This window comes from Halomonas sp. 25-S5, assembly GCF_029889845.1.
In the GTDB taxonomy this organism is placed as follows: domain Bacteria; phylum Pseudomonadota; class Gammaproteobacteria; order Pseudomonadales; family Halomonadaceae; genus Halomonas.
In genome coordinates this window covers 1-23,710 of record NZ_JARANV010000005.1, presented here as the reverse complement: position 1 = coordinate 23,710, position 23,710 = coordinate 1, and the positions used below count along the sequence as shown (strand labels likewise).

Genomic DNA, 23,710 nt, shown 5'->3' with positions numbered 1-23,710 from the left:
AATTGAATCGCGCCTCATCCCGAAAAGGTGACTTGGTGGAACACTACCTCGGCGCTACGACGCTGTTTTCCATTAATGGTCAAAGGGTAAAAACATCCTTGAAACGCTGAAGGGCCAATTCATCCTCTTCTGATGCCCACCCTTCCAGGCCAACGGTGCCCCGATAGCCCATGTCGTTCAGCACCCGGGCGATGGCCGGATAGTGAATCTCGCCGCTGCCGGGCTCACAGCGGCCCGGCACATCGGCGACCTGGATTTCGCCGATATAGGGTGCCGAGCGACGCAATAGCTCGATCAGGTTCCCCTCGCCGATCTGGGCGTGATAGAGATCCAGCATCACCCGCACCTCTGGCCGCTCGACGCTGGCCACTAGCTCCAGTACATCTTCGGCACGGGCGAAGGGGACACCGGGGTGGTCGACCTGAGTATTGAGGTTCTCTAGAACAAAGGTCACGTCATGCTCCTCCCCCAAGTCAGCCAGTCGGTTGAGCGTGTCGTGAGCACAAATCCACATCGATCCCGACACCTGGCTGGCCGGCTTGACTGGCAGACCTTTTCCATCGAGCCCCGTGCCATGCAGGTTTAGACGAGGAATACCCAGGCGCTTGGCCACGGCGATCGACTCCCGTGCTGTCTCCACCAGTCTCTCGGCACCTTCCTTGTCCGCCAGGGTTCCCTCGATATAGCCGGTCATGGAGGAGAAGGTGGCTCCCGTGCTTTCCAGAGCCTGGATGTCATGGCGAGTCCAGTCCCATATCTCCACCTGGAAACCTAGGTTATCGATCCTACGCACTCGTTCGGCGACGGGCAGATCCAGAAAGACCATCTCGGCGCAGACTGCCAGGGTGAAAGGGGACGTCGTTTTGCTCTCGTTCATGAGAATTGCCTTTGGAAAGAGGAAGTGGCGTGATCACGATCCTGGCCGGTTACTCCGTCTGCGATCATGCGTTCGACGCCCGACTCAGAGGCTGGCCGCCGTCTCCAGTTGCCTGTTTCTGTTGCTGGTCGCTGCGCTGGAATTCGGACAGTTCGGCATCCAGGCTCTCCAATTCGGCGCCACCAGCCATCATGTTCAGCACCTCCTCACGCGTGATCTCTGCCTTGCGGAAGGTACCCAGGCTGCCGCCGCGCGATAGCAGGGTAAAGGCGTCGGCCACCGGGAAGGCGTGATGGACGTTGTGGGTGATGAAGATCACCGCCAGGCCATCGGCACGCGCCTTGGCGATATAGCGCAGCACCACCGAGGCCTGCTTGACCCCCAGCGCCGAGGTCGGTTCGTCCAGGATCAGCACTTTGGCGCCGAAGTAGACCGCCCTGGCGATGGCGACGCACTGCCGCTCTCCACCAGAGAGGGTACCAACCGGCTGACTGGGGTCACGCACGTCGATGCCGATCTTGGCCATTTCCTGCTTGGCGATCCGGTCGGCGTACTTCCAGTCGATGCGCTTCAAGGGTCCCCACCCCACCGTGGGTTCACGGCCCATAAAGAAGTTACGGGTGATCGACATCAGGGGGATCATCGCCAGATCCTGAAAGACGGTGGCGATACCGGCATCAAGCGCGTAGGCCGGGGACTTGAAGTTCACTGGTTTGCCATCCAGGTACATCTCGCCATGGGACGGACTATGGACACCCGACAAAGTCTTGATGAGGGTGGACTTGCCAGCGCCGTTGTCACCCAGCAGGCACATGACCTCGCCGGAACACACTTTCATCGAGATGTCGCTCAGAGCGATGACGCTGCCAAAGTGCTTGCTGACATTGCACATCTCGATCATTGGAGTACGTTCGCTCATCTCACTTGGCCTCCATCGCCTTCTTGCGCATGTAATTGTTGAACAGCACAGCGACCAGCAGCATCACGCCCAGGAAGACTTGGAACCAGTCGGTGTTGACGCCGGTATAGAAGATGCCCATCTGCACCATACCGAAGATGAGCGCGCCCAGCGCCGCGCCGATGGCGGACCCATAGCCCCCGGTGAGCAAAGCACCCCCGATGACCACGGCGATGATTGCCTCGAGTTCCTTGAGCATCCCGCGAATGGTATCGGCCGAGCCGGTGTCCATTACCTGAATGCAGGCAAAGACGGTCGCCGAGAAGGCGGTGAACATGAACAGCGAGATCTTGACCCGGTGCACCGGAACGCCTGAGTTGCGCGCGGCATTCTTGTCGCCACCGCTGGCGAAGATCCAGTTGCCGTAGGGGGTGCAAAGCAGGATCCAAGTCGCCACAGCGGTGAGGCCGAGCCACCAGACGATGGAGACCGGGATGCCGGTGACCATCGGGTTATCGGCAAAATTGGTAGCGATCCAGCCCTGGGAGGCCATCCAGGCAAAAAGGCCTGTGCCCACCTCGCCGGAGAAAAGGGCCGCGAACCAGTCGCCGGGGATGTGGTCTTGCACGCCGCCGACTTGGGTCCGTCCGGTCAGCAAACGACTGATACCGATGGCCAGGCCACGCAGGATGAACAAGAAGCCTAGGGTGACGATGAAGGAGGGCAACCCCGTCTTGTTGACCAGATTGCCGTTGATCCAGCCCACCAACGCTGCACAGGAGAAGGCCAGAATGATGGCAGCCCAAAGTGGCCAGCCATACTCCACCGCTGGGATGGCGATCAAGATACCGGCCAGCCCGATCATGGAACCGATGGAAAGGTCGAACTCGCCCCCGATCATCAACAGCGCGGCGGCGGTAGCGATGATGCCTAGCTGAGCCGACACCTCGAGGAAGTTGACAATGCCGGATGGCGAGAACATGCCGGTGCCACTGGAGACAACGATGAAGAAGGCGAGGACCAGGACGGTCCCGGCCAAGGCGCCAAGCTCGGGGCGGTTCAGCGCCTTCTTCCAGAATGACACCTTCTGGAGGCGCTCATCCTGCGGCTCGGACACCGCAGCGGCAGACTGATTGGATTCATTGGACTTCATGACGATCAACTCCTAGGGCCCGGATTCGCCGGGCCCTTGGGTTAGGTGGATATCAGCGAATACCCTGATTGCTCAGCTCGATCACTTGCTCGGCATTTTCTTGGGTCACGAAGCCCGGGCCAGTAGGAACATCACCCGCCGGGAGCAACCCGTTTCTGACGAACTGGTCGAGGAAGATGACAGGCAGGTAGCCCTGCAAGTACTGCTGCTGGTCGATGGCGAAGTCCAGGTCGCCAACGTTGATGGCCTCGAGGATGCCGGGTGAGAGGTCGAAGGTGCCGAGGGTGAAGATATCGGTGGCACCCTGTTCACGCATGGCCTGAATCATAGGCTCGGCGGCCAGTGCCCCCAAGGTCAGAACACCGCGCACATCGCTGTTCTCGTTGAGGTAAGCGATAATGGCACTGCGGATCGAAGTCGGGTCGTACGTCGTTGCCAGTTGCTCGGCATTGCCGTCAAAGCCCTCTACGAAACCGTCGCAGCGTTGGTCAAGGCCTTGATTGCCCTGTTCATGGTTAACGCAGACCCCTTTCTCGACGCCCATCTCCTGCATACGCTCAGCAGCCTGCTTGCCGGCCTCGTACTCGCTCTGGCCGATATGCAGTTTCGTACCGTACTTCGACGCCACATCGCCGCCGGAGTTGATGGTAATCACCGGGATGCCTCTGTCAGTTGCATCCTGGACAGCACTGCCCAGCGCATCCTCATCGGTGAAGGAGACGACCAGGCCATCTGGATTAGAGGCCACCGCCGCATCCACCAGCTGCTGCATCTTGGCCATATCGAAGGTAGAGGGCGCGCGATATTCCAGCTCGGCGCCCACCTGTTCGGCGGCAGCCTCGGCGCCATTCTTGACCACAGACCAGAAGGGATCTGAGGGGATGCCATGGGTCACCATGACAAAGCGGTTCTCTTCTTGCTCTTGCGCCTGAGCCGAGCCGGCCATGAGGGCCGCGGCGGCAGTTGAGGCGAGCAACCATTGGGTAAGGCGTGCCATGGGTAGAATCCTCGTGGTTATCATTGTGGTGTCGACTGCGCAAAGCGCGCTGGCAAGATAGAATATAGGTTCCATTCCACGAAAAATACAAATGAAATATTCTATACTTTAGTATATATAGAATATTCATTCCATTGCGCCTAGACTGCTCGGAAGCATGTGAGCGCCAGCTTCCATGGCATGGCAACGGCGAGGAGCCTCTAATGAATCAGACGCCCAAGAGCTTCGAGGAACTCGAAGCCCGCATCACGGCCGACTACCCAGCGATGAGCCGGCGCCTGCAGCAAACGGGCCGCTTCCTGCTCGATCACCCCCAGGAGGTTGCCTTCGCCACCGTGGCCAAGCTGGCTCAAGAGGCGGGAGTGACGCCCTCGACCTTGATCCGCTTCGCCAACAGTTGCGGTTTCAAGGGCTTCTCCGAGATGCAACTGCTCTTTCGCTCGCGCCTGGTGGATGAGCTCCCCAACTACACCGAGCGCATTCGGGCCGTGCGTTCCGCGACCGGCGAGACCCCCGACAGCATGCAACTGCTATGGGAGTTCGCCGACGCCAATCGCGAGGTGCTGGAACAGCTCCCAGTCCGTATCGACCCGCGCAACCTGGAACGGGCCCTGGACATCCTCGAGAAGGCCTCTGCCATTCATGTGCTGGGCGCGCGGCGCAGCTTCGTCGTGGCCAGCTACGTGACATATGCCCTGCATCACATCGAAAAGCGTGCCTTCCTGGTCAACGGGTTGGGTGGCATGTACGGCGAGCAGGTGCGTGCTATCGGTCCTCAGGACGCCCTGGTGGTGGTGAGTTTCTCGCCGTATGCAGAGGAGAGTCGGCAGGCGGCCGAGCAGGCCAGGGAGCGTGACATTCCGCTGGTGGTGATCACCGACTCCAACCTGAGTCCCGTGGGGCGCCTGGCCGATGTCGCCTTGGTGGTACACGAAGCCGAGGTCAAGAGCTTTCGCGGCTTGACCGCCTCCCTGTGCCTCGCTCAAACCCTGGCCATCTCCTTAGGGGTACGACAAGACAAGGCGCGAGATATCCCCGAGCAGGACTCCGAAAACGAGCACGCCTGACTTACCGTCAGCAACAACATCAACAACCGACTAAGAGGAAACGCCATGAAACTCGCCCTGATTGGTGCCGGCCGCATCGGCAAGGTTCACGCTCAGGCAATCGACCGGAATCCCAAGGTGAGTCTGGCCGCCGTGGCCGACTTCCATCCAGAGGCGGCCGAGGCCCTCGCGAGCCAGTATGGCGCACGAGTTCTGAACGCCGAGGCTGACTTCGAGGATGCCGATATCGACGCCGTGCTGATCGCCTCAAGCACGCCGACCCACGCCGAGTACCTGGAGCGGGCGGCGCAGAGCGGCAAGGCGGTACTCTGTGAGAAGCCTATTGCCCTTGACCTCGAGCGGACGCGCGCGGCCCTGGCGGTGCTCGCCGACCACCCGGTGACCTGTGCCCTGGGCTTCAACCGCCGCCACGACCCGCAGTTCGCCGCGCTCCAGCAGGTCCTGGTGGAGGGTCGGATCGGCAGCCTCGAGACGCTGTCCATCATCAGCCGGGATCCGGCACCGCCCCCCGCGGAGTATGTCGGCGCGTCCGGCGGCCTGTTCCGCGACATGATGATCCACGACTTCGATATGGCGCGCTGGCTGCTTGATGAACCGATCGTTCAAGTGCAAGCGCAAGGCAGTTGCCTGATCGATCCGGCGATTGGCGAAGCCGGGGATGTGGATACCGCCATGGTCATCCTGACGACGGCCAGTGGGCGACTCTGCCATATCAACAATTCCCGTCGTGCCTGCTATGGCTACGATCAGCGCATCGAGGCCTTCGGCAGTGCCGGCATGCTCCAGGCCCAGAACGAAACCGAGACCCGCCTACGTTTCACCGGCGAAGCCGGCCAGGTGGAAGACAAGCCGAAGTGGTTCTTCCTGGAGCGTTACGCCCAGGCCTACAGCAACGAGATCGACGACTTCGTCGATGCCTGGCAGGCGCAGCGCGCCCCCTTGGCCGGTGCCCAGGACGGCCTGGAGGCCCTGAGGCTGGCCGAGGCTGCACAACGCTCGCTGCAGGAGCGCCGCCCCGTTGCCCTCAACGATATTCGCTGAGGCCCGCCACATCGTCGATTCAATCAAGGGAGGACAGCAAATGACTTCGCTACTGGTACGTCCCCACGCGCCCGACGAGCAGGGCAAGGTACTCGAGGTGACCCCGGAATCCGCCGGCTGGGACTATGTCGGCTTTCGGGTGCACCGGCTGGCCAAGGGCCAGCAGATCGAAGGCAATACCGGCGAACGCGAGCACTGCCTGGTGCTCCTGTCCGGTCGTGCCACCGTGACTAGCGGTGACAACCGCTGGGAAGACATTGGCGAGAGGATGGACATCTTCGAGAAGGTGGCGCCCTACGCGGTCTACCTGCCAAACGGCGTGAGCTTCAGCGTCGAGGCCGTAAGCGACATGGAACTGGCCGTGTGCAGTGCACCAGGACGGGGACATCATGAACCGCGATTGATTACCCCGGGTGAGGTGAAATGCAGCACCAGAGGTAGCGGCACCAACACCCGCCAGATCCAGGATATTCTGCCGGAAACCGAGCCGGCCGACAGTCTGCTGGTGGTAGAGGTCTATACGCCGGCGGGCAACTGGTCGAGCTATCCGCCCCACAAGCATGACGTAGACAACCTCCCCGAGGAATCGATTCTCGAGGAGACCTATTACCATCGCCTAAATCCGTCCCAGGGCTTCGCCTTCCAGCGGGTCTATACCGATGATCGCACGCTGGACGAAACCATGGCGGTGGAAGACGGCTGCTGCGTGATGGTGCCGAGAGGCTATCATCCCGTCGGAGCCCCACATGGCTATGAGCTCTATTACCTCAACGTGATGGCCGGCCCCAAGCGCAAGTGGAAGTTCCAGAACGACCCAGCTCATGAGTGGATCGTTAAGCAGTAACCGATTTCCCTGCAAGTAAAAGCGTCCTGACGTCTCTTCGCCCCGCTTGAGCGAGAAGCCGCTGTGCTTCAGCGTGGCACAGGCCGAGGAACTCCGTGCCCTCGCCGATGAGCGGGGGCGCATCGTCGGGGTGACCTATGGCTATGCCGGGCATCAGCTGATCCGCCAGGCAGGGAGATGATCGCCAACGGCGATCTCGGCGAGATCCGCATGGTCCACATGCAGTTCGCCCATGGCTTCCACAGCGAGGCCGTCGAGCAGACCGACCCCGGCGCCCGATGGCGGGTCGATCCGCCGATGGCCCACCAGTGAGCGGTGAAGAGGTTCTGGCAGAGCTTCCAGCCTGAGCATCTATTGGGACACCCATGTGTCTTTCCATGCGTCTTTGCATTACCACCATCGTGGGCCTACGATGGGAACGGTTCCATGCGCAGAGATACAATGACGACAACCACTCACCAACGCACGACGATCCTCGAGGTCGCGCGCGAGGCCGGCGCTTCCAAGACCAGCGTTTCCCGCTACTTCAGTGACGAGCGTGAGCGGCTCTCGCCGAGTATGCAGACACGCATTGCCGCCGCCGCCCGCCGTCTCGGCTACCGTCCCAACCAGATGGCCCGTAGCCTCAAGGGGGGCCACTCGGGACTGATCGGCATGCTGGTGGCAGACATTCGCAATCCCTTCTCGGTGGCGGTCATGCATGGCGTGGAACAGGCCTGCCGCGAGCGCGGCCTGTCGTTGATGGTCTGCAATACCGACAACGACCCGGCCCAGGAACGCGAGCACCTCGCCCTGCTCGCCTCCTACCAAGTCGAGGGCCTGGTGATCAACGCCGCCGGCAGCCCAGACCGCGAACTGCAGGCCTTGGTGGAAGAGGGCATTCCCCTGGTGTTGCTCGATCGAGAGCTTAGCGACGTCGGCGCCGAGGTCGTCGGCCTCGACAATGCTCGAGCCATCGACCTCGCCCTGGACCATCTCCAGGCTCAAGGCTATGGCGATCTTCTCTACCTCAGCGAGCCGCCGGAACAGGCCAGTCCCCGCCAGGTGCGCCTGACACGCTTCCTGCAGGGAGTGGCAGCCCTCGGCCTAGCCGGCGAGGTTCATTGTCAGCCACTCATGGAGCGCGACGCGCTACAGCGAGCCATCGGCGACTTCCTGGCGCGCCCCGGCACGCTGCCTCGTGCGCTGCTCTGCGCCAACGGCAACGCCACCCTGGCGGCGACCCGGGCCCTGCAAGCCCTCGGCGCCCGCCTCGGCGAGACCGGGCTGATGGGCATCGACGAGCTCGACTGGTGCGAGCTGGTCACTCCGGGCATCACGACACTGGCCCAGCCCACCGCGGCGATCGGTCGCGCCGCCGTGGCGTGTCTGATGCGCCGCCGCGAGGCAGATGACCGCACGACGCCGGCGCGCAGGGTGCATTTCCAGGCCAGCCTCATCCCGCGCGGTTCCACCCGCGGCTGATTCATCCAACCCTGCAGGAGCCCCCATGTCTGCCACATCTTCCAGTCCTCGAATGGTATCGTTCCCACCACTATTGACCGGCGCGGAGGATACGCCCGCCACCTTGGTCGCCACCTCTGCCTACGGCCACGCCGCCATCACTACCCACGGCCAGGCCGCGGTGCTGCCATGGCTCAACGCGGCCGGCGCCGACGGCGTGGAGATCCGCCGCGAGCTGCTACCGGCGGGCTTCACGGACTTCATCGGCCTGGGGCGAGCCTGCGCCGACCAGGGCCTGGCGGTTGTCTACTCCGCCCCATCGGGGCTCTGGGAGACCGACCGGCTCGCGGCAACCTTGGACCAGTGCCTAGACGAGGCCGCCGCCCTGGGCGCGATAGCGATCAAGGTCTGCCTTGGCCACTACCCTGGCGGGAGCCTGGCCGACTGGCCGGCACTGCGCGAACGCCTCGCGGCCGCCCCGCCGCTGCTGGTGGAAAACGACCAGACACCGGAGGGAGGCACCCTGGAGCCTCTGGCCGCCTGTCTGGAAGACGCCACGGCGGCGGGCTGCCCACTGGGCATGACCTTCGACATCGGCAACTGGCACTGGACAGACGGCGACCCGATGGCCGCAGCCAGGCGCCTGGGCCCCTTCGTACGCTACCTACACTGCAAGGGCGTCGTGCTCGATGGAGTAAACCTTAGGGCCAGTGTGCCTGACGACGGCGAACTCTCTGCCTGGCGGGCACTACTGACACACCTACCGGCCGGCCTGACGCGCGCCATCGAATATCCCTTGCAGGGCCAGGATTTGGTGGCCATCACAACCGAACAGTTGGCGCGACTGCGCCGCCTCTAACACCCTGCTCCCCACAGGAGACTGCCATGACCCAGCCATCCGACCCTCCCGAGATTCTCGCCTTCGGCGAGGCCATGACGATGTTCGTCGCCGAAGATGCCGGTGAGCTCGCCGCCGTGGAGCACTTCCAGCGCCGCATCGCCGGCGCCGACACTAACGTGGCCATCGGCCTGGCCCGTCTGGGTTTCCATGTGGGCTGGCTGAGCCGGGTCGGCGACGACGGCTTCGGCACCTTCGTTCGCCGCGCCCTGGAGGCCGAAGGGCTGGACTGCCGCCACCTGCGCACCGACGCCGAGCATCCCACCGGCCTGGTGTTCAAGGAACGCGCCAAGGGCGGCGCCGATCCTCACGTGGAGTACTTCCGCCGCGGCAGCGCCGCCAGCCACCTGTCGCCGAGCGACACCGACGGCGTCGACTTCTCGGCGCTGCGCCACCTGCACGCCACCGGCATTCCCCCGGCGCTCTCGACGAGCTGCCGCGAGCTCGCCGAGACCATGCTCGACCGGGCCCGGGACGCCGGCGCCAGCCTCTCCTTCGACCCCAACCTGCGCCCCAGCCTGTGGAAGAGCGAGGCCGAGATGCGCGACACCCTCAACGCCTTGGCGGCGCGCACTGACTGGGTGCTGCCCGGCCTGGCCGAGGGGCGGCTGCTTACCGGCCGGGACAGCCCCGAGGCAATCGCCGACTTCTACCTGGAGCGCGGCGCTCGGGCGGTGATCATCAAGCTAGGTCCCCAGGGCAGCTACTATCGGGGTAGCCTGGGCGGCGAGCAGGTGGACTTCACCGTGCCCGGTGTACCGGTGGCCGAAGTGGTCGACACCGTGGGTGCCGGAGACGGCTTCGCGGTGGGCGTGATCAGCGCCCTGCTCGACGGCCTCTCGCCCCGCGAGGCGCTACACCGCGGCAACCTGATCGGCGCCCTGGCGGTGCAGGTACGCGGCGACATGGAGGGTCTGCCCGACCGCACCCACCTCGAGCGACTGGCATCCACCCCGCAGTGAGGAGACCGACATGAAGAAGCGCATCTTGGCCTACGGCCGCCTGAGCGAGGTCCAGCTGGCCCAGCTGTCCCGCGAGTTCGAGGTCCAGCAGTTCCACGGCCTCGCCTCGGCGGACGACCCAGAGTTCCGGGCCGCTCTGCACGAGGCCCATGGACTGATCGGCTCCAGCGTGGCGATCCCCGCCGAGCTGCTGGACGAGGCCCCCAACCTCGAGGCCATCGCCAGCGTCTCGGTGGGCTACGACAATTATCCGGTGGCGGCGCTGACCCAGCGCAGCATCCTGCTCTGCAATACCCCGGATGTGCTCACCGAAACCACCGCCGACACCGGCTTCGCGCTGATCATGGCCACCGCGCGCCGGGTGGTGGAGCTGGCCGACTTCGTCAGGCGAGGCGACTGGCAGAAGAGCATTGGCCCCGCGCACTTCGGCAGCGACGTGCATGGCAAGACCCTCGGCCTGGTGGGCTTCGGGCGCATCGGCGCCGCCGTAGCCCGGCGCGGCGCCCTGGGCTTCGGCATGCGGGTGCGCTACGCCATGGCCTCGCCCAAGCCGGCCCTGGAGGCGGAGCTGGGCGCCGAGCGCCGCGAGCTCGACGAACTGCTCGCCGAGTCCGACTTCGTGTGCGTCACCGTGCCCCTCTCCGAGGCCACCCGCCACCTGATCGGCGCCCATGAGCTCGCACGCATGAAGCCCTCGGCGATCCTGGTCAACATCGCCCGCGGCCCAGTGGTCGACGAGGCGGCGCTGATCGAGTCGCTGGAGATGGGGCGCATCCGCGCCGCCGGCCTCGACGTCTTCGAGCAGGAGCCGCTGTCACCGGAGTCGCCGCTGCCGTACATGGCCAACGTGGTGGCCCTGCCGCACATTGGCTCGGCGACCCATGAGACTCGCGACGCCATGGCCCAGCGGGCGGTGGACAATCTCATCCTGGCGCTCTCCGGCGAACGCCCCATCAGCCTGGTCAACGAAGATGCCTGGGAGACGCGCCGAGGCGCTTGATCGGGCGATCCTAGACTTCGTCTGAGCCTGCCCACCGGACCCTGCTAAGATGGGCCGGCGTCTCTCCCTTCACCGACCGCGAGGACCCCATGACCCCACCGTTCTGCCTGCTCTTTGACTCCGATGGCACGCTGGTCGACAGCGAGATCCTGCTCGCCGAGGTGATGGGTGACATCCTGCCGGCCTTTGGCCTGCCCTTCTCCGCCAGGCAGTACCTGGAGGAGTTTCGCGGCGTGCGCTTCCAGACCATCATCGAGGCCCTGGAAGAGCGCCACGGCGCCCTTGCCGAGGGACGCTTCCCGACGCTGGAGGGCGAGATGCGTCACCTGATGGAACGACGCATGCGCGCCGAGCTGCTGCCCATCGACGGCATGCCGGAGGCCCTGACGACCCTGGGCGCCCACCCCAAGGCGGTGGTCTCCAACGGCCCGGCGCGCAAGATCCGCTGCGCCATGGAGAGCAGCGGCCTGGCCCGCCACTTCGGCGACAAGCTCTACAGTGCCTACACCCTGAACGTCTGGAAGCCCGACCCCGGCCTCTACCTCAAGGCCGCCGAGGCCATGGGCCAGCCCCCCGAGCGCTGCGTGGTGATCGACGATGCCGCCGTGGGCGTGGCCGCCGGACTGGCCGCCGGCATGCGGGTCATCCACCTCAACCGTTTCCCCGATGAAGAGACGACGCCTGGCGGCGCCGTCGCCATCCATCATGCCGGTGAGCTGCCCGCGGCGGTGGCCCGGCTCGCCACCCAGGAGACCGCCCATGACCCGCTTTGACCTGCATGGCCGGGTGGCCATGGTCACCGGCTGCAACAAGGGGCTCGGCCAGGGCCTGGCCGTGGCGCTGGCCGAGGCCGGCGGTAGCCGCCAGCTCGGCGACATAAGGACTCGCCAGCCCCAGCCAGATCCCGGTCATGACCTCACCGGCCAGCAGCCGTTGCTTGAAGTCGTTCGTGGGCATTTGCATGGGTCAAGATTCCTTGTTGAGGACGGGTGCCCCGGAAGGGGCCAGCAACGTCAGCCGGTCGCCGGCAGGTAGGGGGCGCCCGCCAGGCGGCGGACTTCGACGTGGGAGAGCCAGTCGATGTCCCGGGCACGGGCCTCGAGGCGGTGGATCACCGCGTCGCTGTCGCGGGGCGACTGCTCGTCCAGGCAGATCACCACCGTGACCGCGCCCTCCAGGTAGTGCAGCTCCATCTCGCGGATCTCCGGCCAGACATCCAGCGCCGCCCAGCGCTCCGCCAGGGCCGCCTCCACCTCGGGGCGCAGTGGCAGTCCCGGGAAGCGGCTGGGATCGCCCTCTCCGGCATCGTCCTCGGGGTCGATGTGGAAGGTAAGGTCGGTGAGGGCGGGGAAGGCATTGCGCAGGCAGCGGCTCACCTCGTTACCGATCTCGTGGCCCTCGGAGACGCTGATCCTCGGCGACACCACCACGTGCAGGTCGAGCATGGTGTGTCCGGCCGACTGGCGGGTGCGCAGGTCGTGGATGCCCTCGACGCCGGCCACGCTTTTCGCCACCTGGCGCATCTCCTCCTGGGTGGCCACCGGCAGGGCGGTATCCACCAGCTCCCGGCCCGACTCCCACAGCAGGTCCCAGCCCACCTTGCCGACCATCATGCCGACGATCACTGCCGCCACGGTGTCGATCCAGGAGGCGCCGAACTGGCTGCCCACCAGGGCGACCATCACCACGCCAGTGGAGAGCACGTCGCTGCGGTGGTGCCAGGCGTTGGCCTCGAGCATCTTCGAGCCGATGCGTCGCGCCACCCGGCGTGTCACGTGGAAAAGCCACTCCTTGGAGACTAGCGCCAGGGCCGTCAACAGGATCGCCCAGACGCCGGGCGGCGGGATCTCGGCGGCAGAGAACAGGCGCGCCACGCTCGACCAGGCGATACCGCCGGCCACGAAGATCAGCACGCTGCCCAGGAACAGGGTGGCCAGGGTCTCGATGCGGCCGTGGCCGTAGTGGTGGTCGTGGTCGGGCCCCTGGTGACCATAGTGGGAAGCGGCGAGCACGAAGCAGTCGGTCACCAGGTCGGAGAAGGAGTGAATGCCGTCGGCGATCAGCGCGGCGGAGCCGACCATCCCGCCGACAATGATCTTGGCCACACCGAGCAGGGTGTTGACCACCACGGACAGGAAGGTAACGCGCTGTGTCGCCTGATGCTTTTCGGGGTTGGTCTGCATGATCGTTCCTTGGGACGCTCCCCTGGACAAGCCGCCGGACGAGGCGGTCAGCAAATGGTACCGAAAAGGTCCAAATTGGCACAAGGCATCGATGTGCCCGATGTCTCCCCATGCGCTTGGTCGCCACATTTTTTCGGGATGGTGGTCAGCAGGTGATAGAAAGCCCCCGCGCCTTGAGGGTTTCCAACTGGTCGCGGTAGCTGAGCCAGGGCTTGTTATATCGCTCACCGGGATTTCCTGCCGTCGTCCTCATCGTTTACGTCACCGCCTGTTCCACCACCGCCCCGGCCAGCTGATTGCGGGTCTCGCCGGCCTCGCCCAGGCGGGCCTTGAGCCGATCGCATAGGGCCATCAGTTCGTCGACTTTCTTGACGATGCGGTGTTGCTCATTGGCAGGTGGGAGGGCGACTGGCATTCTGTTCAAAATGCCGTGGTTAAGGTTGGTCATTGTAGTGCCAATCGAATTGCCGGTTAGATAGCCACGCACTCTATCTGTGGCAAACATCATCAGGATGAATCTGCGACTGAGGGAGTCGTGAAATCGCAGTACAAAGCTACCTGTTCCGCATAGCCAACCGGCCTCTCTATCGGTGACTATTGCACATCGACCAACTTCACCCCGCCTGGCCATGACCATATCACCGGCAGCCAGCTTATAGCTGGACAGCTCTTCGGCTTTAGGGCCTGGAATGCTAACCGATCTATCTTCTTGAATTTCCCCGCTGACCATATGAGATGGATTGATCAAAGGCACCCCATCATCCACATAATCATGCTTGTGAATCATTGAGCCGAAAGGGCCTGTAGATATTTCATTGGCTATGTCTTGAAACCTGGCCCAAGCCCAGTTTGCATGAGTTAAATAGGAACGCTCTTCGTCTCTAACCGGTGCTACTGACTTCGGTTTCTTGATCCTCCCTTCCTTGACCAGCCTCGCCTTCTCCTCGGCAATCCTTTCCAGCAGCACGCTTGCGGGCTCGTCATCGGGATCCTGCGGCACCAACCGCCCCATGACCGCCAGCTGGAGGATGGTCTGCTTGAGCTTGTCGATGCTGGCTTCGGTGGTGAAGAGGGTATCGAAATGCTCGGCGATGCGGGCCCAGCTCTGGGCCACTTCGGCGGCGTCGGCGGAGCGGATGAGGGCGCCGAGGAGGGTGTCGACCAGTACCTCATGGGCTTCCAACTGGTCGCCAATCTGCTGCTCCAGGCGGTCGCAGAGGGCCATTAGCTCATCGACTTTTTCGACGATGCGATCTTGTTCTGACAAAGGAGGCAGCCATGCAATAGCATGACTTATGTCTTCCCTAGATATGCCAGGTATCGCGATTCCGACAATGTTCTCTCGAATAGATTCGCGAAGGCTATCTAATATAATAAAAGCATAACGACCATTAATAATTATTGGTGATATTGCCATTAGCTGACGGCTAATAGCAATATCCTCGTCAGCCCAGTTGAGCTTTCCTACGCCAGAGCCCTTGCAAGTGATGAGGATGTCCCTTGGGCGCGCTAAGGCTCGTCTCTCCTTTGTATGGCGAGTTGGCATTGGGTTGATGCTGCCAAATTCAGCCGGACCAGTAAGGTATGGGATTGAGTCTTGGTCTGGTGTCTCAGAGTATTCTTCACCTTTTAGATGCTGGCCTGAGGTCAGGTTGATGAACTCGCCAATACGTGTGATCTGCCATCCTGACGGTAGGTCGTATGGTTCTTCATTGTCAGTAATAGGGGGAAGCCTCTTCGGCTTCTTGATCTTGCCTTCCTTGACCAGCCGGGCCTTCTCCTCGGCGATGCGTTCCAGCAGCACGCTGGCGGGTTCGTCGCTGGGGTCCTGATCGACCAGCTTGCCGCGCACGGCGAGTTCCAGGATCAGCTCGCGCAGCTTCTTGATGCCGGTGAGTTCGATCTTCCCCCTCTTTCCAGACGAGGTGCCTCTGCCCGCTGTCGACTTGGAGGTAACCGCGCCGGTCCAGAGGTCCAGGTGGTCGATAAGCATTCCCGATACAGCGGCACTGCCGGTTTCCTCGAGGTTGGCCAGCCTTGCCTCGCGCAGGTTCATGCCCGGCCCTCCTGCCCGGTGTGGCCCAGGGCATCGCCGAGGATGGTCTTGAGCTGGTCGCGAAGTTCCTGGATCTCGGCCTGCTGCTGCGCGTATTGCGCCAGCAGTTCGTCGGGGTCGTGGCTGATCTGCTCGCCCTGGTGGGGGTTCTTGATGTCCAGGTTGTAGTGGCGGGCCTCGATCTCCTCGATGGGCACCCGCCAGGCCTGCTCGGTCTCCTGGCGGCCGGCGAAGCCGTCTGATTCGCTGCCCCACCAGTCGATCTCGGCCTGGAACTCCTGGACCTTCATCGGCCGGGTCTTGCTATAGTTCTTCACGCCCTCGGGGTAGGGGTGCTCGTAATACCACACGGCCTCGGTGGGCCGGCCCTTGGTGAAGAACAGCAGGTTGGTCTTGATGCCGGTGTAGGGATTGAACACGCCGTTGGGCAGGCGAACGATGGTGTGCAGGTGGCACTCGGTCAGCAGCTTCTCCTTGAGGCGGGTCTTCATGCCCTCGCCGAACAGGAAGCCGTCCGGCAGCACCACCGCGGCACGGCCGCTGTCCTTGAGCAGGTGGATGAACAGTGTCAGGAACAGATCGGCGGTCTCGCGGGTGCGGAAGGCCTGGGGGAAGTTGGTTTCGATGCCGTCCTCCTCCATGCCGCCGAAGGGCGGATTGGCGACAATGACATCCACCCGCTCCCTGGGGCCCCAGCTGATCAGCGGGCGCGCCAGGGTGTTGTCGTGCCGGATCTGGCTGGGCACCTCGATGCCGTGGAGGATCAGGTTGGTGGTGGCCAGCAGGTGGGGCAGCGGCTTCTTCTCCACGCCGTGGATGCTGCGCTGGAGGACCTGCTCGTCCTGGGGCGTGGTCACGTAGTGCCTGCGCTTGTGCTCGATGGTGCAGGTGAGAAAGCCGCCGGTGCCGCAGGCCGGGTCCATCACGATCTCGTCCAGCCTGGGGTCGACCCGGTCCACCATGAAGCGGGTGACCGCCCGCGGCGTGTAGAACTCCCCGGCGTTGCCGGCGCTCTGCAGGTCCTTGAGGATCTGCTCGTACATGTCGCCCAGCTCGTGGCGCTCGCTGGCCTTGTTGACGTTCACGCCCTCCTGCAGCTTGTTGATGACCTGGCGCATCAGCTGGCCGGACTTCATGTAGTTGTAGGCGTCCTCGAAGACGTTGCGGATCACCACGCCGCGGCTGTCGTCGCCGCGGGGCTGCAGCTGCTGAAGGCCGGGGAACAGCATGGTGTCGACGAAGTCCTTGAGCTCGTCGCCGGTGATGCCCTCGGGATCGGCGGCCCAGTTCCGCCAGCGCAGCGGCTCGGGAATCGGCGAGCGGTAGGCGTCATCGAGGATCTCCCACTCCTGCTCGCGGTCATCGAAGATCTTCAGGAACAGCATCCAGACCAGCTGGCCGATGCGCTGGGCGTCGCCGTCCACGCCCACGTCCTTGCGCATGATGTCCTGGATGGATTTGATGGTGCTGCTGATGGCCATGTTGTCGGGTGTTCCCTGGTCTCTGGTGCAAATAGCATAACCGCGATCAGCTGCCGGATTGGTAGAGGGCGTCTTCCAGCTCGTGCAGCGCGCGAGTATAGCCGGGCTTGCCGCCGAAGGCGGTGACCAGCTCGGTGACCGTGCCGATCTCGTTAAAGGGCGCGACGTTGAGGACGTTGATGTCCTCGATGGGCGTGATGCCGGCATCGGCGTACTTGTCGACCAGGGATTCCAGCACCTGGCGGGCCTGGCCCTCGTAGTGATTGAAGATATCGCGTTTCCTCACCTGCGCGGCACGCTCGCGGCGGGTCAGCGGCGGGCGGTCGAAGGCGATGTGGCAGATCACGTCGAAGGGGTCGGGCTCGTCGCCGAGCCTGTCGCCCAGCTCCTTGATCAGGTCCTCCCAGAAGATGCCGTTCTCCTCCAGCTCCTCGAGGATCACCTGCTTGCGCTCGGCATCCTGCCAGCGGCGCAGGAAGTCGTCCAGCGAGGCGAACTGCTCCTTGACCTTCTTGCGGGTGTAGTCGCGCAGGCTCTCGGTGATCAGCTTGCCGTCCGGGCCCAGGTACTGCACCCGCTCGGTCACCACGCTGACCGCCACGTCGTCGACCACATACTTGCGCCGCGGCTCGGGTTCCGGCGGCGGGCCGAGCGAGCCGGTATCGTCGGTCTCCCAGGTGGCGCCCTCCTCCAGCTCGTAGCCGCCCCAGCCCTCTTCGACGCCTTCTGCCTGGGCGTCGGCGAGCGCCTCGGCGCTATCGCCGGCTTCCACGCCATCCTCCGTCAGTTCATCATCCGGCGCGATGGGGTCGTCGCCCGTCGGCTGGTAGACCTTCACCGGCTCGCCGTCGAAGTCGGGGTCGGCGAACAGCTCGGTGGCCTTCTTGAAATCGAGGATGGTGAACCAGTGCTTGTGGTAGTCGTCGTTGATGCGAGTGCCGCGGCCGATGATCTGCTTGAACTCGGTCATCGACTGGATGCGCTGGTCGAGCACGATCAGCTTGCAGGTCTGGGCATCGACGCCGGTAGTCAAAAGCTTGCTGGTAGTGGCGATGACCGGGTAGCGCTCTTCCGGACTGGTAAAATTGTAGATTTCGGCCTTGCCTTCCTTCTCGTCGCCGGTGATGCGCATCACGTACTTGCGGTTCTCGGCCACGCGCTTCGGATTGAGGTTGACCAGCGCCTGGCGCATGCGCTCGGCGTGGTCGATGTCCTCGCAGAAGACGATGGTCTTCTGGTAGGGGTCGCTGCCCTCCAGGAAGTCGGTGATCCGGCGGGCCACCAGTTCGGTGCGCTTGCCCAGCACCAGCTGGCGGTCGAAATCCTTCTGATTGTAGATGCGATCCTCGATCTCCTGGCCGAGCGTGTCGCGCTGGCCCTTGCTGGGCCGCCAGCCCTGGAGGTCGCGGTCGATATCCACCCGCACCACCTTGTAGGGGGCGAGGAAGCCGTCTTCGATGCCCTGCCTGAGCGAGTAGGTGTAGACCGGCGCGCCGAAGTAATCGATGTTGGAGACCTCTTTCGTCTCCTTGGGCGTGGCGGTCAGGCCGATATGGGTGGCCGAGGAGAAGTATTCGAGGATCGAGCGCCAGGCGGAGTCCACCGCCGCGCTGCCGCGGTGGCATTCGTCGATGACGATCAGGTCGAAGAAGTCCGGCGAGAACTGCTTGTAGATGTTCTGCGCCTCCTCGCTGCCGGTGACCGCCTGGTAGAGCGAGAGGTAGATCTCGTAGGACTTGTCCACCGTGCGGTTGGTGACCTTGGTCATGGCCTGGCCGAACGGCTTGAAGTCGTTGTTCTTCGTCTGGTCGACCAGGATATTGCGGTCGGCCAGAAACAGGATTCGCTTCTTCTGCCTGGCCTTCCACAGCCGCCAGATGATCTGGAAGGCGGTGAAGGTCTTGCCGGTGCCGGTGGCCATCACCAGCAGGATGCGGTCCTGGCCGCGGGCCACCGCTTCCACGGCGCGGTTGATGGCGATGCGCTGGTAGTAGCGCGGGCTGCGGCCGCTGCCGTCATCGTAGTAGGGTTGCTCGACCACCGGGCGCTGGGCGGGGCCGATGCCCTTGTACTGGCAATAGCGCTCCCAGAGTTCCTCGGGGGAAGGGAAGTCGTCGAGGCCGAGCACCGTCTCGGTCTGGCCGCCCAGGCCGGTGCGATCGTGGAACAGGAAGCCGTCGCCGTTGCTGGCAAACACGAAGGGCACGTCCAGGGCGTCGCTGTAGGCCAGCCCCTGCTGCATGCCGTCGCCCAGGGAGTGCTTGTTGTCCTTTGCCTCGATCACCGCAATGGGCTGGTGCTTCTGGTAGCTCAGCAGGTAGTCGGCGCGGCGCCGCTTGCCGCGGGTGTGCAGCCGCCCGCGCACGATGATGCGCCCGGCGGTGAACGACACCTCCTCACGCACCTGCACCTGGATATCCCAGCCGGCACGCTCCAGCGCCGGGGTGATGAACTTGGTGCAGATGTCCCGTTCGCTGAGGGCCTTCATATCCATGGCAGCATCCTGCTCGTCGATGGCGGGTCGGGCGTTGGTTACCCAAGCTTACGCTACCCGATCAGCCTAAGCATCCTGTGCTAGGCTGGGGTCATTCGTCGTGGAGGTTGGACAAGTGCCGGATGAATTACTCAGTTGGACGTAAATGCGTTGTGATGTCAGATTTCGACCAAAGCGGCCATGCTGGAAAAGGCAGCGAGCATCCCGGTCTATGTTATGTGGCATATACTATGAACGGTGTTACGCGCCAATGGGTACAGAGATGATCAGACCATGGGAAGATATTCGAAGATAAGGCAGAGGATTCTTTCGGGAGGCTCAGACACGAATATTGAGTTTTCCCAACTCTGCCAGCTTCTGGCTCGCCTCGGCTTCGAGGAGCGAGTGAGAGGTAGCCATCACATATTCAGTCAGGATGGAGTGGAAGAGATACTGAACCTACAGCCTAAGGGGAGCAGAGCCAAGCCCTATCAGGTCAAGCAGGTTCGCAACATCCTTGTCAAGTACAGATTGGGAGAGACTGATGTCGATTAAGTACGAGTTGATTATCTATTGGAGCGATGAAGACGAGTTCTTCGTCGTTGAAGTTCCGGAGCTTCCAGGCTGCATGGCTGATGGAGAAACCTACGAGCAGGCTGTAGCAAACGCCCAGCAGGTTATTGAAGAGTGGATCGAGACGGCGCGTGAGTTAGGTCGGCCGATCCCGGAGCCGAGAGGCAGGCTTCTTTATGCATAACAAGGCTATACAGCCGAAGTTAGAACTCCGAGCGGAGGAGATGGCCGGTTTACATCAATCCTTGCTGAATGACCGCTGTCTGTCGGATGAGTAATATTATTCTATGCTGATAAAAAATTTAGGCAGCTTTCGACCCAAAGCTGACATGCAAAAAAAGCAATGAGGACAACGTAGTGAAGTCTCACGATATAGCTTCCGCGTTATGTACGCTAGATGTTAACCCATGCTTAATGACATAATACACGCCAATTTATACTGAAAAGAGTAATTAGGATGGCAATAGCTCAGCAAAAATTAGTATCTCTAAATGTGCGAAAGCTAAAAAACCTTGTTGAGTTAGATGTCGATTTTAGTGGTTCGCCAATAACCGCAATTCTCGGGCCCAATGGCAATGGCAAGTCGACAGTTCTACACGCACTTGCATGTGCTTATCAGCCGGTTTCCAATGGAGAAAACCATAAGTTTAGTAACTTCTTTCTGCCTAGTACAGATGCGCTGTGGAATGACTCATATCTAGAGATTACTCACACTTACAGAGACGGTGAAAATCTCCACGAAAATATAAAAACAGTCTACGAAAAAATGGCTCGCTGGACACCTAAGTACGCACGACAACCTAAGCGTGAGATATTCTACTTTGGGATTGATAAGTGCGTTCCAATGATTGAGCTAGAAAAAAAACAAGCCAAAATCAACTATTCGACAAATGAAGTTGATGAGAAAATATTTAATATTATACTCAGCAAAGCTTCTCAAATATTAAATAGAAAATATTTAAAGTATAATATCCATACTGCATCAGGAAAGGATTTTATCGGAGTTGATGTTGAAGGGCTGAGGTACACGGCTTTAAGCATGAGCGCTGGAGAACAAAAAGTTTTCCATATTTTGACCAAGGTCTACAATGCCCCTAAAAACGCTCTAATTTTGATTGACGAGCTAGATTTGCTTCTTCATGACAAAGCCATGACAGCGTTAATTAAAGTAATTCATGCTCGTTCGATAGAAAAAAGTCTCCAAATCGTATTCACGACGCACAGAGAGTCAGTTATTGCATTGTCAGATATTGTAAATATACGCCACTTGGTAAGCACATCTTCTAAAACATTATGCTTTAACGAGACTTACCCTGACGCTATAAATAGATTGACTGGGGAGCAGCCAAAGCCTTTAGAGATTTTTGTAGAAGATGATTTTTCTTCTGCAATAGTGAGCAAAGTTGCTGCTCAGCTAGGTGGTAAGCGTCTTGTTTCTATACAGCGTTATGGAGCTGCGATAAACAGCTTTACCGCAGTTTCAGGCTTGTTGTTTAGCAATCAAGTCATATCTGATTCTTTGTTTGTTTTGGACGGTGATGTTTACTCAACAGAGGAAAAAAAGAGAGACAGGTTAAAGAAGGTGATCACTGGCACAGATGACTTGGCAGAACGATATAGAGAAGCAGCTCTTCAGGCAATAAAGCAGTACCGGTTGCCAGAAAACATCAAGCCTGAGCCATTCCTTCATGGGGTTATCTGCAAAATTGGAAATGTGAAAAACGCTGAGCATCAAGAAATAATTGCAGCAGCTAATGATATTTGTGTTGCAGATGAAAGTCACAGGTACATTGACGATATTATCGAAAAGCTAGGCTTCGATCGCCAAGTAGGTTTAAGTAAGATTGTTGACTTAGTGTCTACAACACCTGATTGGGAAGAATATGTTGCTGATATTTATGAGTGGTTGCAGAACAAGATTCTGCCACTTATTGAGCCAAACTAAGGCGAGGCATAACAAGAAAATCAACTAAGTATCTTTGGTGCCGGAAGAGCTGCAGCGCGGAGGTAGTTTAGATGTTATATTTCAGAATTACCTCAATATCCACACTTGGCTGATAGGTGAATGTTAGGCTACGCTGATGTATGGTTGTATGCCAGTTTTTGACCCTAAGCTGACATGCAGGAAAAGGCGGCGATCACGTTCATTGGGGTTAGGAAAATTCATGCATAAAATACTGTATATTTTTGGAACCAGGCACGAGTATCAAAGGCCAGACCCTAAACTGGCTAAGAATCAAGTTGCTGCGTTCGAAGACGAACTCATTAAAATATGTTCAAAACTCTCTATCTGCGTTCTCTCAGAGGAAAACAACATAGAAGCACAGAAAGAGAGGGGATTGCCGGACTCAATAGCTTGGAAAGTTGCACAGTCCATTAGCATAAGTCATCTGTATTGCGACCCAGATAGGGCCCAAAGAAACGTAGCAGGTATTCGGCAAGCCAATGATGTTCGTATTGCAGGGTTCTTCGATGATCTAGGTGAAGATGAAATTGCTTCCCAAATCGATGAGTCCTACAAGTTACGAGAGCTTTTTTGGCTTAACGAAATAGGAAAAAAAGGTATGTGGCCAATCCTCCTTGTTTGTGGAGCAAACCATGTGCAGTCTTTGGCAGAGCAAGCTGGCTCAATGGGGATTCAGGTTCATGTTTTATATGAGGATTGGCATGCATAAAAAATCCAACCACAGCGACAGCTTTTCCGTTGCGGCTTCGCTTCCACTAAAAAGCTGCGCGTGTTGGCGGCGTTAGGCCGCTACGGTGATGGAGAACAAATGAAATTATTTGCGCCGAGAAGTGTGACCCTGAGTGTTCTTCTGTCAGGTGTGGTCCTCTCAGGGACTGCTATTGCTGAGGTTGGTGTGGTCGTCGCTGAAGATACTCCTGGCTGCGATTACTTCGTCGTTGAGACTTCTGGCGGCTATACGCTGCTTGAGTGGTACGGCGGCGTGATATCCATCTGGACGGGGGATAAGGTCTTTGGTGACCTGCATTCTTATGGATTCAAAGATATTCACATAGAGGGCAGAGGCGAAATGCAGGTCTGGCTAGAAGATTATTGGATGAGCGAAGACGACGCAGCGGAGTACTTTTACGGGAATTGTAACTAGGGCCGTCGTCCCCGTGATAAGCAGATGGGGGAATAGCATAACCATGCGCTGGAGGGCGACCGGCCAGCCCGTTAGTTCGGGACGCCCGGCGCCTCAATGTCCGCGTTACATCAGACCTTGCTGAACGACCATTTCTGGTTGGATAGCGACGGCCTAGAGGCTAAGCCGTCGCTGGTTCTCGCTAGACCTCTGTCTGCTCAGCCATGGCCAATGCGTCTTCCACCTCAATCCCTTGTCAACCCCGATTAGAACTGTCCGCCTTATACCGATCTAAGGTGTCCGGTTATTACCGATGGATGGCCAGTCCGATCAGCTCTCGGCCTCGGCTGCCTCCTCCTGGTCAGCGGTGGGTTGTGGCTCCATCTGCGGGCGCTGGTTGAGTAGACCGGCCTTGCGCTTCTCCTTCAGCCGGTAGCTCTCGCCCTTGATGTTGATGGTGGTCGAGTGGTGCAGCAGCCGGTCGAGGATCGCCGTCGCCAGTACCGGATCCCCGAACACGTCGCCCCAGTCGGTGAACGACTTGTTGGACGTCAGGATCAGGCTGGCCTTTTCGTAGCGCCGGGTCACCAGCCGGAAGAACAGGTTGGCCTCGTCCCGGGAGAGCGGCAGATATCCTATTTCGTCCAGGATCAATACCTTGGGGTAGCTGAGCTG

Annotated in this window: 23 protein-coding genes and 1 pseudogene; 15 read left to right on the top strand and 9 right to left on the bottom strand. The window is 60.7% G+C overall.

Annotated features, from left to right (window positions below; genetic code table 11):
* Window positions 1-79 precede the first annotated feature (79 nt).
* The 4 genes from OP498_RS05480 to OP498_RS05465 form a co-directional block, all read right to left on the bottom strand.
* The gene (locus OP498_RS05480; RefSeq protein ID WP_280552867.1) at window positions 80-877 is read right to left on the bottom strand and encodes a TIM barrel protein; all 798 of its coding nucleotides are present in this window, start codon (window positions 875-877) and stop codon (window positions 80-82) included.
* Window positions 878-941: 64 nt separating this feature from the next.
* Window positions 942-1,796, bottom strand: coding sequence for an ATP-binding cassette domain-containing protein (locus OP498_RS05475; RefSeq protein WP_280552866.1), 855 nt, complete (start codon window positions 1,794-1,796; stop codon window positions 942-944).
* Between the two features lies 1 nt (window position 1,797).
* A complete protein-coding gene (locus tag OP498_RS05470) occupies window positions 1,798-2,928 on the bottom strand; it encodes an ABC transporter permease (RefSeq protein ID WP_280552865.1) in 1,131 nt (376 codons plus the stop codon).
* A 52-nt stretch (window positions 2,929-2,980) separates the two neighbouring features.
* Window positions 2,981-3,925 carry a sugar ABC transporter substrate-binding protein gene (locus tag OP498_RS05465; protein ID WP_280552864.1) on the bottom strand — a complete coding sequence of 315 codons (945 nt, stop codon included), beginning with the start codon at window positions 3,923-3,925 and terminating at the stop codon, window positions 2,981-2,983.
* A 203-nt stretch (window positions 3,926-4,128) separates the two neighbouring features.
* Here OP498_RS05465 and OP498_RS05460 point away from each other — a divergent pair, with 203 nt between their 5' ends.
* From OP498_RS05460 to OP498_RS05410, 11 genes and pseudogenes are all read left to right on the top strand, one after another.
* Window positions 4,129-4,992, top strand: a complete 864-nt coding sequence (locus tag OP498_RS05460) for a MurR/RpiR family transcriptional regulator (RefSeq protein WP_280552863.1) — start codon at window positions 4,129-4,131, stop codon at window positions 4,990-4,992.
* A 45-nt stretch (window positions 4,993-5,037) separates the two neighbouring features.
* The gene (iolG, locus tag OP498_RS05455; protein WP_280552862.1) at window positions 5,038-6,033 is read left to right on the top strand and encodes an inositol 2-dehydrogenase; all 996 of its coding nucleotides are present in this window, start codon (window positions 5,038-5,040) and stop codon (window positions 6,031-6,033) included.
* A 40-nt stretch (window positions 6,034-6,073) separates the two neighbouring features.
* Window positions 6,074-6,877, top strand: a complete 804-nt coding sequence (iolB, locus tag OP498_RS05450) for a 5-deoxy-glucuronate isomerase (RefSeq protein WP_280552861.1) — start codon at window positions 6,074-6,076, stop codon at window positions 6,875-6,877.
* 46 nt (window positions 6,878-6,923) lie between these two features.
* Window positions 6,924-7,058 carry a hypothetical protein gene (locus OP498_RS05445; protein WP_280552860.1) on the top strand — a complete coding sequence of 45 codons (135 nt, stop codon included), beginning with the start codon at window positions 6,924-6,926 and terminating at the stop codon, window positions 7,056-7,058.
* The gene (locus OP498_RS05440) at window positions 7,055-7,189 is read left to right on the top strand and encodes a hypothetical protein (RefSeq protein WP_280552859.1); all 135 of its coding nucleotides are present in this window, start codon (window positions 7,055-7,057) and stop codon (window positions 7,187-7,189) included. The genes OP498_RS05445 and OP498_RS05440 overlap by 4 nt, the downstream gene beginning before the upstream one ends.
* Before the next feature lie 129 nt (window positions 7,190-7,318).
* Entirely contained in the window at window positions 7,319-8,341 is a 1,023-nt protein-coding gene (locus OP498_RS05435) for a substrate-binding domain-containing protein (RefSeq protein WP_280552858.1), read from the top strand.
* Between the two features lie 103 nt (window positions 8,342-8,444).
* On the top strand, window positions 8,445-9,179 hold the full coding sequence (locus OP498_RS05430; protein ID WP_280552857.1) for a sugar phosphate isomerase/epimerase: 735 nt from the start codon (window positions 8,445-8,447) through the stop codon (window positions 9,177-9,179).
* Window positions 9,180-9,205: 26 nt separating this feature from the next.
* Complete coding sequence (locus OP498_RS05425; RefSeq protein WP_280552856.1) at window positions 9,206-10,180, top strand: sugar kinase; 975 nt, start codon at window positions 9,206-9,208, stop codon at window positions 10,178-10,180.
* Window positions 10,181-10,190: 10 nt separating this feature from the next.
* Window positions 10,191-11,180, top strand: a complete 990-nt coding sequence (locus OP498_RS05420; protein WP_280546781.1) for a D-glycerate dehydrogenase — start codon at window positions 10,191-10,193, stop codon at window positions 11,178-11,180.
* Between the two features lie 89 nt (window positions 11,181-11,269).
* Window positions 11,270-11,953 carry an HAD-IA family hydrolase gene (locus OP498_RS05415; protein ID WP_280552855.1) on the top strand — a complete coding sequence of 228 codons (684 nt, stop codon included), beginning with the start codon at window positions 11,270-11,272 and terminating at the stop codon, window positions 11,951-11,953.
* Window positions 11,940-12,035: pseudogene (locus OP498_RS05410) on the top strand (2-deoxy-D-gluconate 3-dehydrogenase); the annotation flags it as partial. The gene OP498_RS05415 and the pseudogene OP498_RS05410, both read left to right, overlap by 14 nt.
* 158 nt (window positions 12,036-12,193) lie before the next feature.
* Here the strand turns inward: OP498_RS05410 and OP498_RS05405 are convergent.
* The 4 genes from OP498_RS05405 to OP498_RS05390 all read right to left on the bottom strand — a co-directional run bounded on the left by OP498_RS05405 (window position 12,194) and on the right by OP498_RS05390 (window position 19,394).
* Window positions 12,194-13,363 (bottom strand): cation diffusion facilitator family transporter, encoded by a 1,170-nt coding sequence (locus OP498_RS05405; protein WP_280550394.1) that lies wholly within the window; start codon window positions 13,361-13,363, stop codon window positions 12,194-12,196.
* Window positions 13,364-13,619: 256 nt separating this feature from the next.
* A complete protein-coding gene (locus OP498_RS05400) occupies window positions 13,620-15,419 on the bottom strand; it encodes a restriction endonuclease subunit S (protein WP_280552854.1) in 1,800 nt (599 codons plus the stop codon).
* Window positions 15,416-16,900, bottom strand: a complete 1,485-nt coding sequence (locus OP498_RS05395) for a class I SAM-dependent DNA methyltransferase (protein WP_280552853.1) — start codon at window positions 16,898-16,900, stop codon at window positions 15,416-15,418. The genes OP498_RS05400 and OP498_RS05395 overlap by 4 nt, the downstream gene beginning before the upstream one ends.
* A gap of 46 nt (window positions 16,901-16,946) precedes the next feature.
* On the bottom strand, window positions 16,947-19,394 hold the full coding sequence (locus OP498_RS05390) for a DEAD/DEAH box helicase family protein (protein ID WP_280552852.1): 2,448 nt from the start codon (window positions 19,392-19,394) through the stop codon (window positions 16,947-16,949).
* 523 nt (window positions 19,395-19,917) lie between these two features.
* On the opposite strand from OP498_RS05390, the gene OP498_RS05385 reads away from it, so the two are divergent.
* From OP498_RS05385 to OP498_RS05370, 4 genes are all read left to right on the top strand, one after another.
* The gene (locus OP498_RS05385) at window positions 19,918-20,130 is read left to right on the top strand and encodes a type II toxin-antitoxin system HicB family antitoxin (protein WP_280550391.1); all 213 of its coding nucleotides are present in this window, start codon (window positions 19,918-19,920) and stop codon (window positions 20,128-20,130) included.
* 273 nt (window positions 20,131-20,403) lie between these two features.
* A complete protein-coding gene (locus OP498_RS05380) occupies window positions 20,404-21,891 on the top strand; it encodes an AAA family ATPase (RefSeq protein ID WP_280552851.1) in 1,488 nt (495 codons plus the stop codon).
* 220 nt (window positions 21,892-22,111) lie between these two features.
* Entirely contained in the window at window positions 22,112-22,621 is a 510-nt protein-coding gene (locus OP498_RS05375; RefSeq protein WP_280550389.1) for a hypothetical protein, read from the top strand.
* Between the two features lie 99 nt (window positions 22,622-22,720).
* Entirely contained in the window at window positions 22,721-23,056 is a 336-nt protein-coding gene (locus OP498_RS05370) for a hypothetical protein (protein ID WP_280550386.1), read from the top strand.
* Window positions 23,057-23,365: 309 nt separating this feature from the next.
* Here the strand turns inward: OP498_RS05370 and OP498_RS05365 are convergent.
* Window positions 23,366-23,710 (bottom strand): ATP-binding protein (locus tag OP498_RS05365; protein ID WP_280552850.1); only part of this gene is annotated, 345 nt, incomplete at its 5' end.

What these genes read in the sequence shown, in the direction of transcription:
- OP498_RS05480 (WP_280552867.1), bottom strand. Translation starts at nt 877, where the DNA reads ATGAACGAGAGCAAAACGACGTCCCCTTTCACCCTGGCAGTCTGCGCC.
- OP498_RS05475 (WP_280552866.1), bottom strand. Translation starts at nt 1,796, where the DNA reads ATGAGCGAACGTACTCCAATGATCGAGATGTGCAATGTCAGCAAGCAC.
- OP498_RS05470 (WP_280552865.1), bottom strand. Translation starts at nt 2,928, where the DNA reads ATGAAGTCCAATGAATCCAATCAGTCTGCCGCTGCGGTGTCCGAGCCG.
- OP498_RS05465 (WP_280552864.1), bottom strand. Translation starts at nt 3,925, where the DNA reads ATGGCACGCCTTACCCAATGGTTGCTCGCCTCAACTGCCGCCGCGGCC.
- OP498_RS05460 (WP_280552863.1), top strand. Translation starts at nt 4,129, where the DNA reads ATGAATCAGACGCCCAAGAGCTTCGAGGAACTCGAAGCCCGCATCACG.
- iolG (WP_280552862.1), top strand. Translation starts at nt 5,038, where the DNA reads ATGAAACTCGCCCTGATTGGTGCCGGCCGCATCGGCAAGGTTCACGCT.
- iolB (WP_280552861.1), top strand. Translation starts at nt 6,074, where the DNA reads ATGACTTCGCTACTGGTACGTCCCCACGCGCCCGACGAGCAGGGCAAG.
- OP498_RS05440 (WP_280552859.1), top strand. Translation starts at nt 7,055, where the DNA reads ATGATCGCCAACGGCGATCTCGGCGAGATCCGCATGGTCCACATGCAG.
- OP498_RS05435 (WP_280552858.1), top strand. Translation starts at nt 7,319, where the DNA reads ATGACGACAACCACTCACCAACGCACGACGATCCTCGAGGTCGCGCGC.
- OP498_RS05425 (WP_280552856.1), top strand. Translation starts at nt 9,206, where the DNA reads ATGACCCAGCCATCCGACCCTCCCGAGATTCTCGCCTTCGGCGAGGCC.
- OP498_RS05420 (WP_280546781.1), top strand. Translation starts at nt 10,191, where the DNA reads ATGAAGAAGCGCATCTTGGCCTACGGCCGCCTGAGCGAGGTCCAGCTG.
- OP498_RS05415 (WP_280552855.1), top strand. Translation starts at nt 11,270, where the DNA reads ATGACCCCACCGTTCTGCCTGCTCTTTGACTCCGATGGCACGCTGGTC.
- OP498_RS05405 (WP_280550394.1), bottom strand. Translation starts at nt 13,363, where the DNA reads ATGCAGACCAACCCCGAAAAGCATCAGGCGACACAGCGCGTTACCTTC.
- OP498_RS05400 (WP_280552854.1), bottom strand. Translation starts at nt 15,419, where the DNA reads ATGAACCTGCGCGAGGCAAGGCTGGCCAACCTCGAGGAAACCGGCAGT.
- OP498_RS05395 (WP_280552853.1), bottom strand. Translation starts at nt 16,900, where the DNA reads ATGGCCATCAGCAGCACCATCAAATCCATCCAGGACATCATGCGCAAG.
- OP498_RS05390 (WP_280552852.1), bottom strand. Translation starts at nt 19,394, where the DNA reads ATGGATATGAAGGCCCTCAGCGAACGGGACATCTGCACCAAGTTCATC.
- OP498_RS05385 (WP_280550391.1), top strand. Translation starts at nt 19,918, where the DNA reads ATGTCGATTAAGTACGAGTTGATTATCTATTGGAGCGATGAAGACGAG.
- OP498_RS05380 (WP_280552851.1), top strand. Translation starts at nt 20,404, where the DNA reads ATGGCAATAGCTCAGCAAAAATTAGTATCTCTAAATGTGCGAAAGCTA.
- OP498_RS05375 (WP_280550389.1), top strand. Translation starts at nt 22,112, where the DNA reads ATGCATAAAATACTGTATATTTTTGGAACCAGGCACGAGTATCAAAGG.
- OP498_RS05370 (WP_280550386.1), top strand. Translation starts at nt 22,721, where the DNA reads ATGAAATTATTTGCGCCGAGAAGTGTGACCCTGAGTGTTCTTCTGTCA.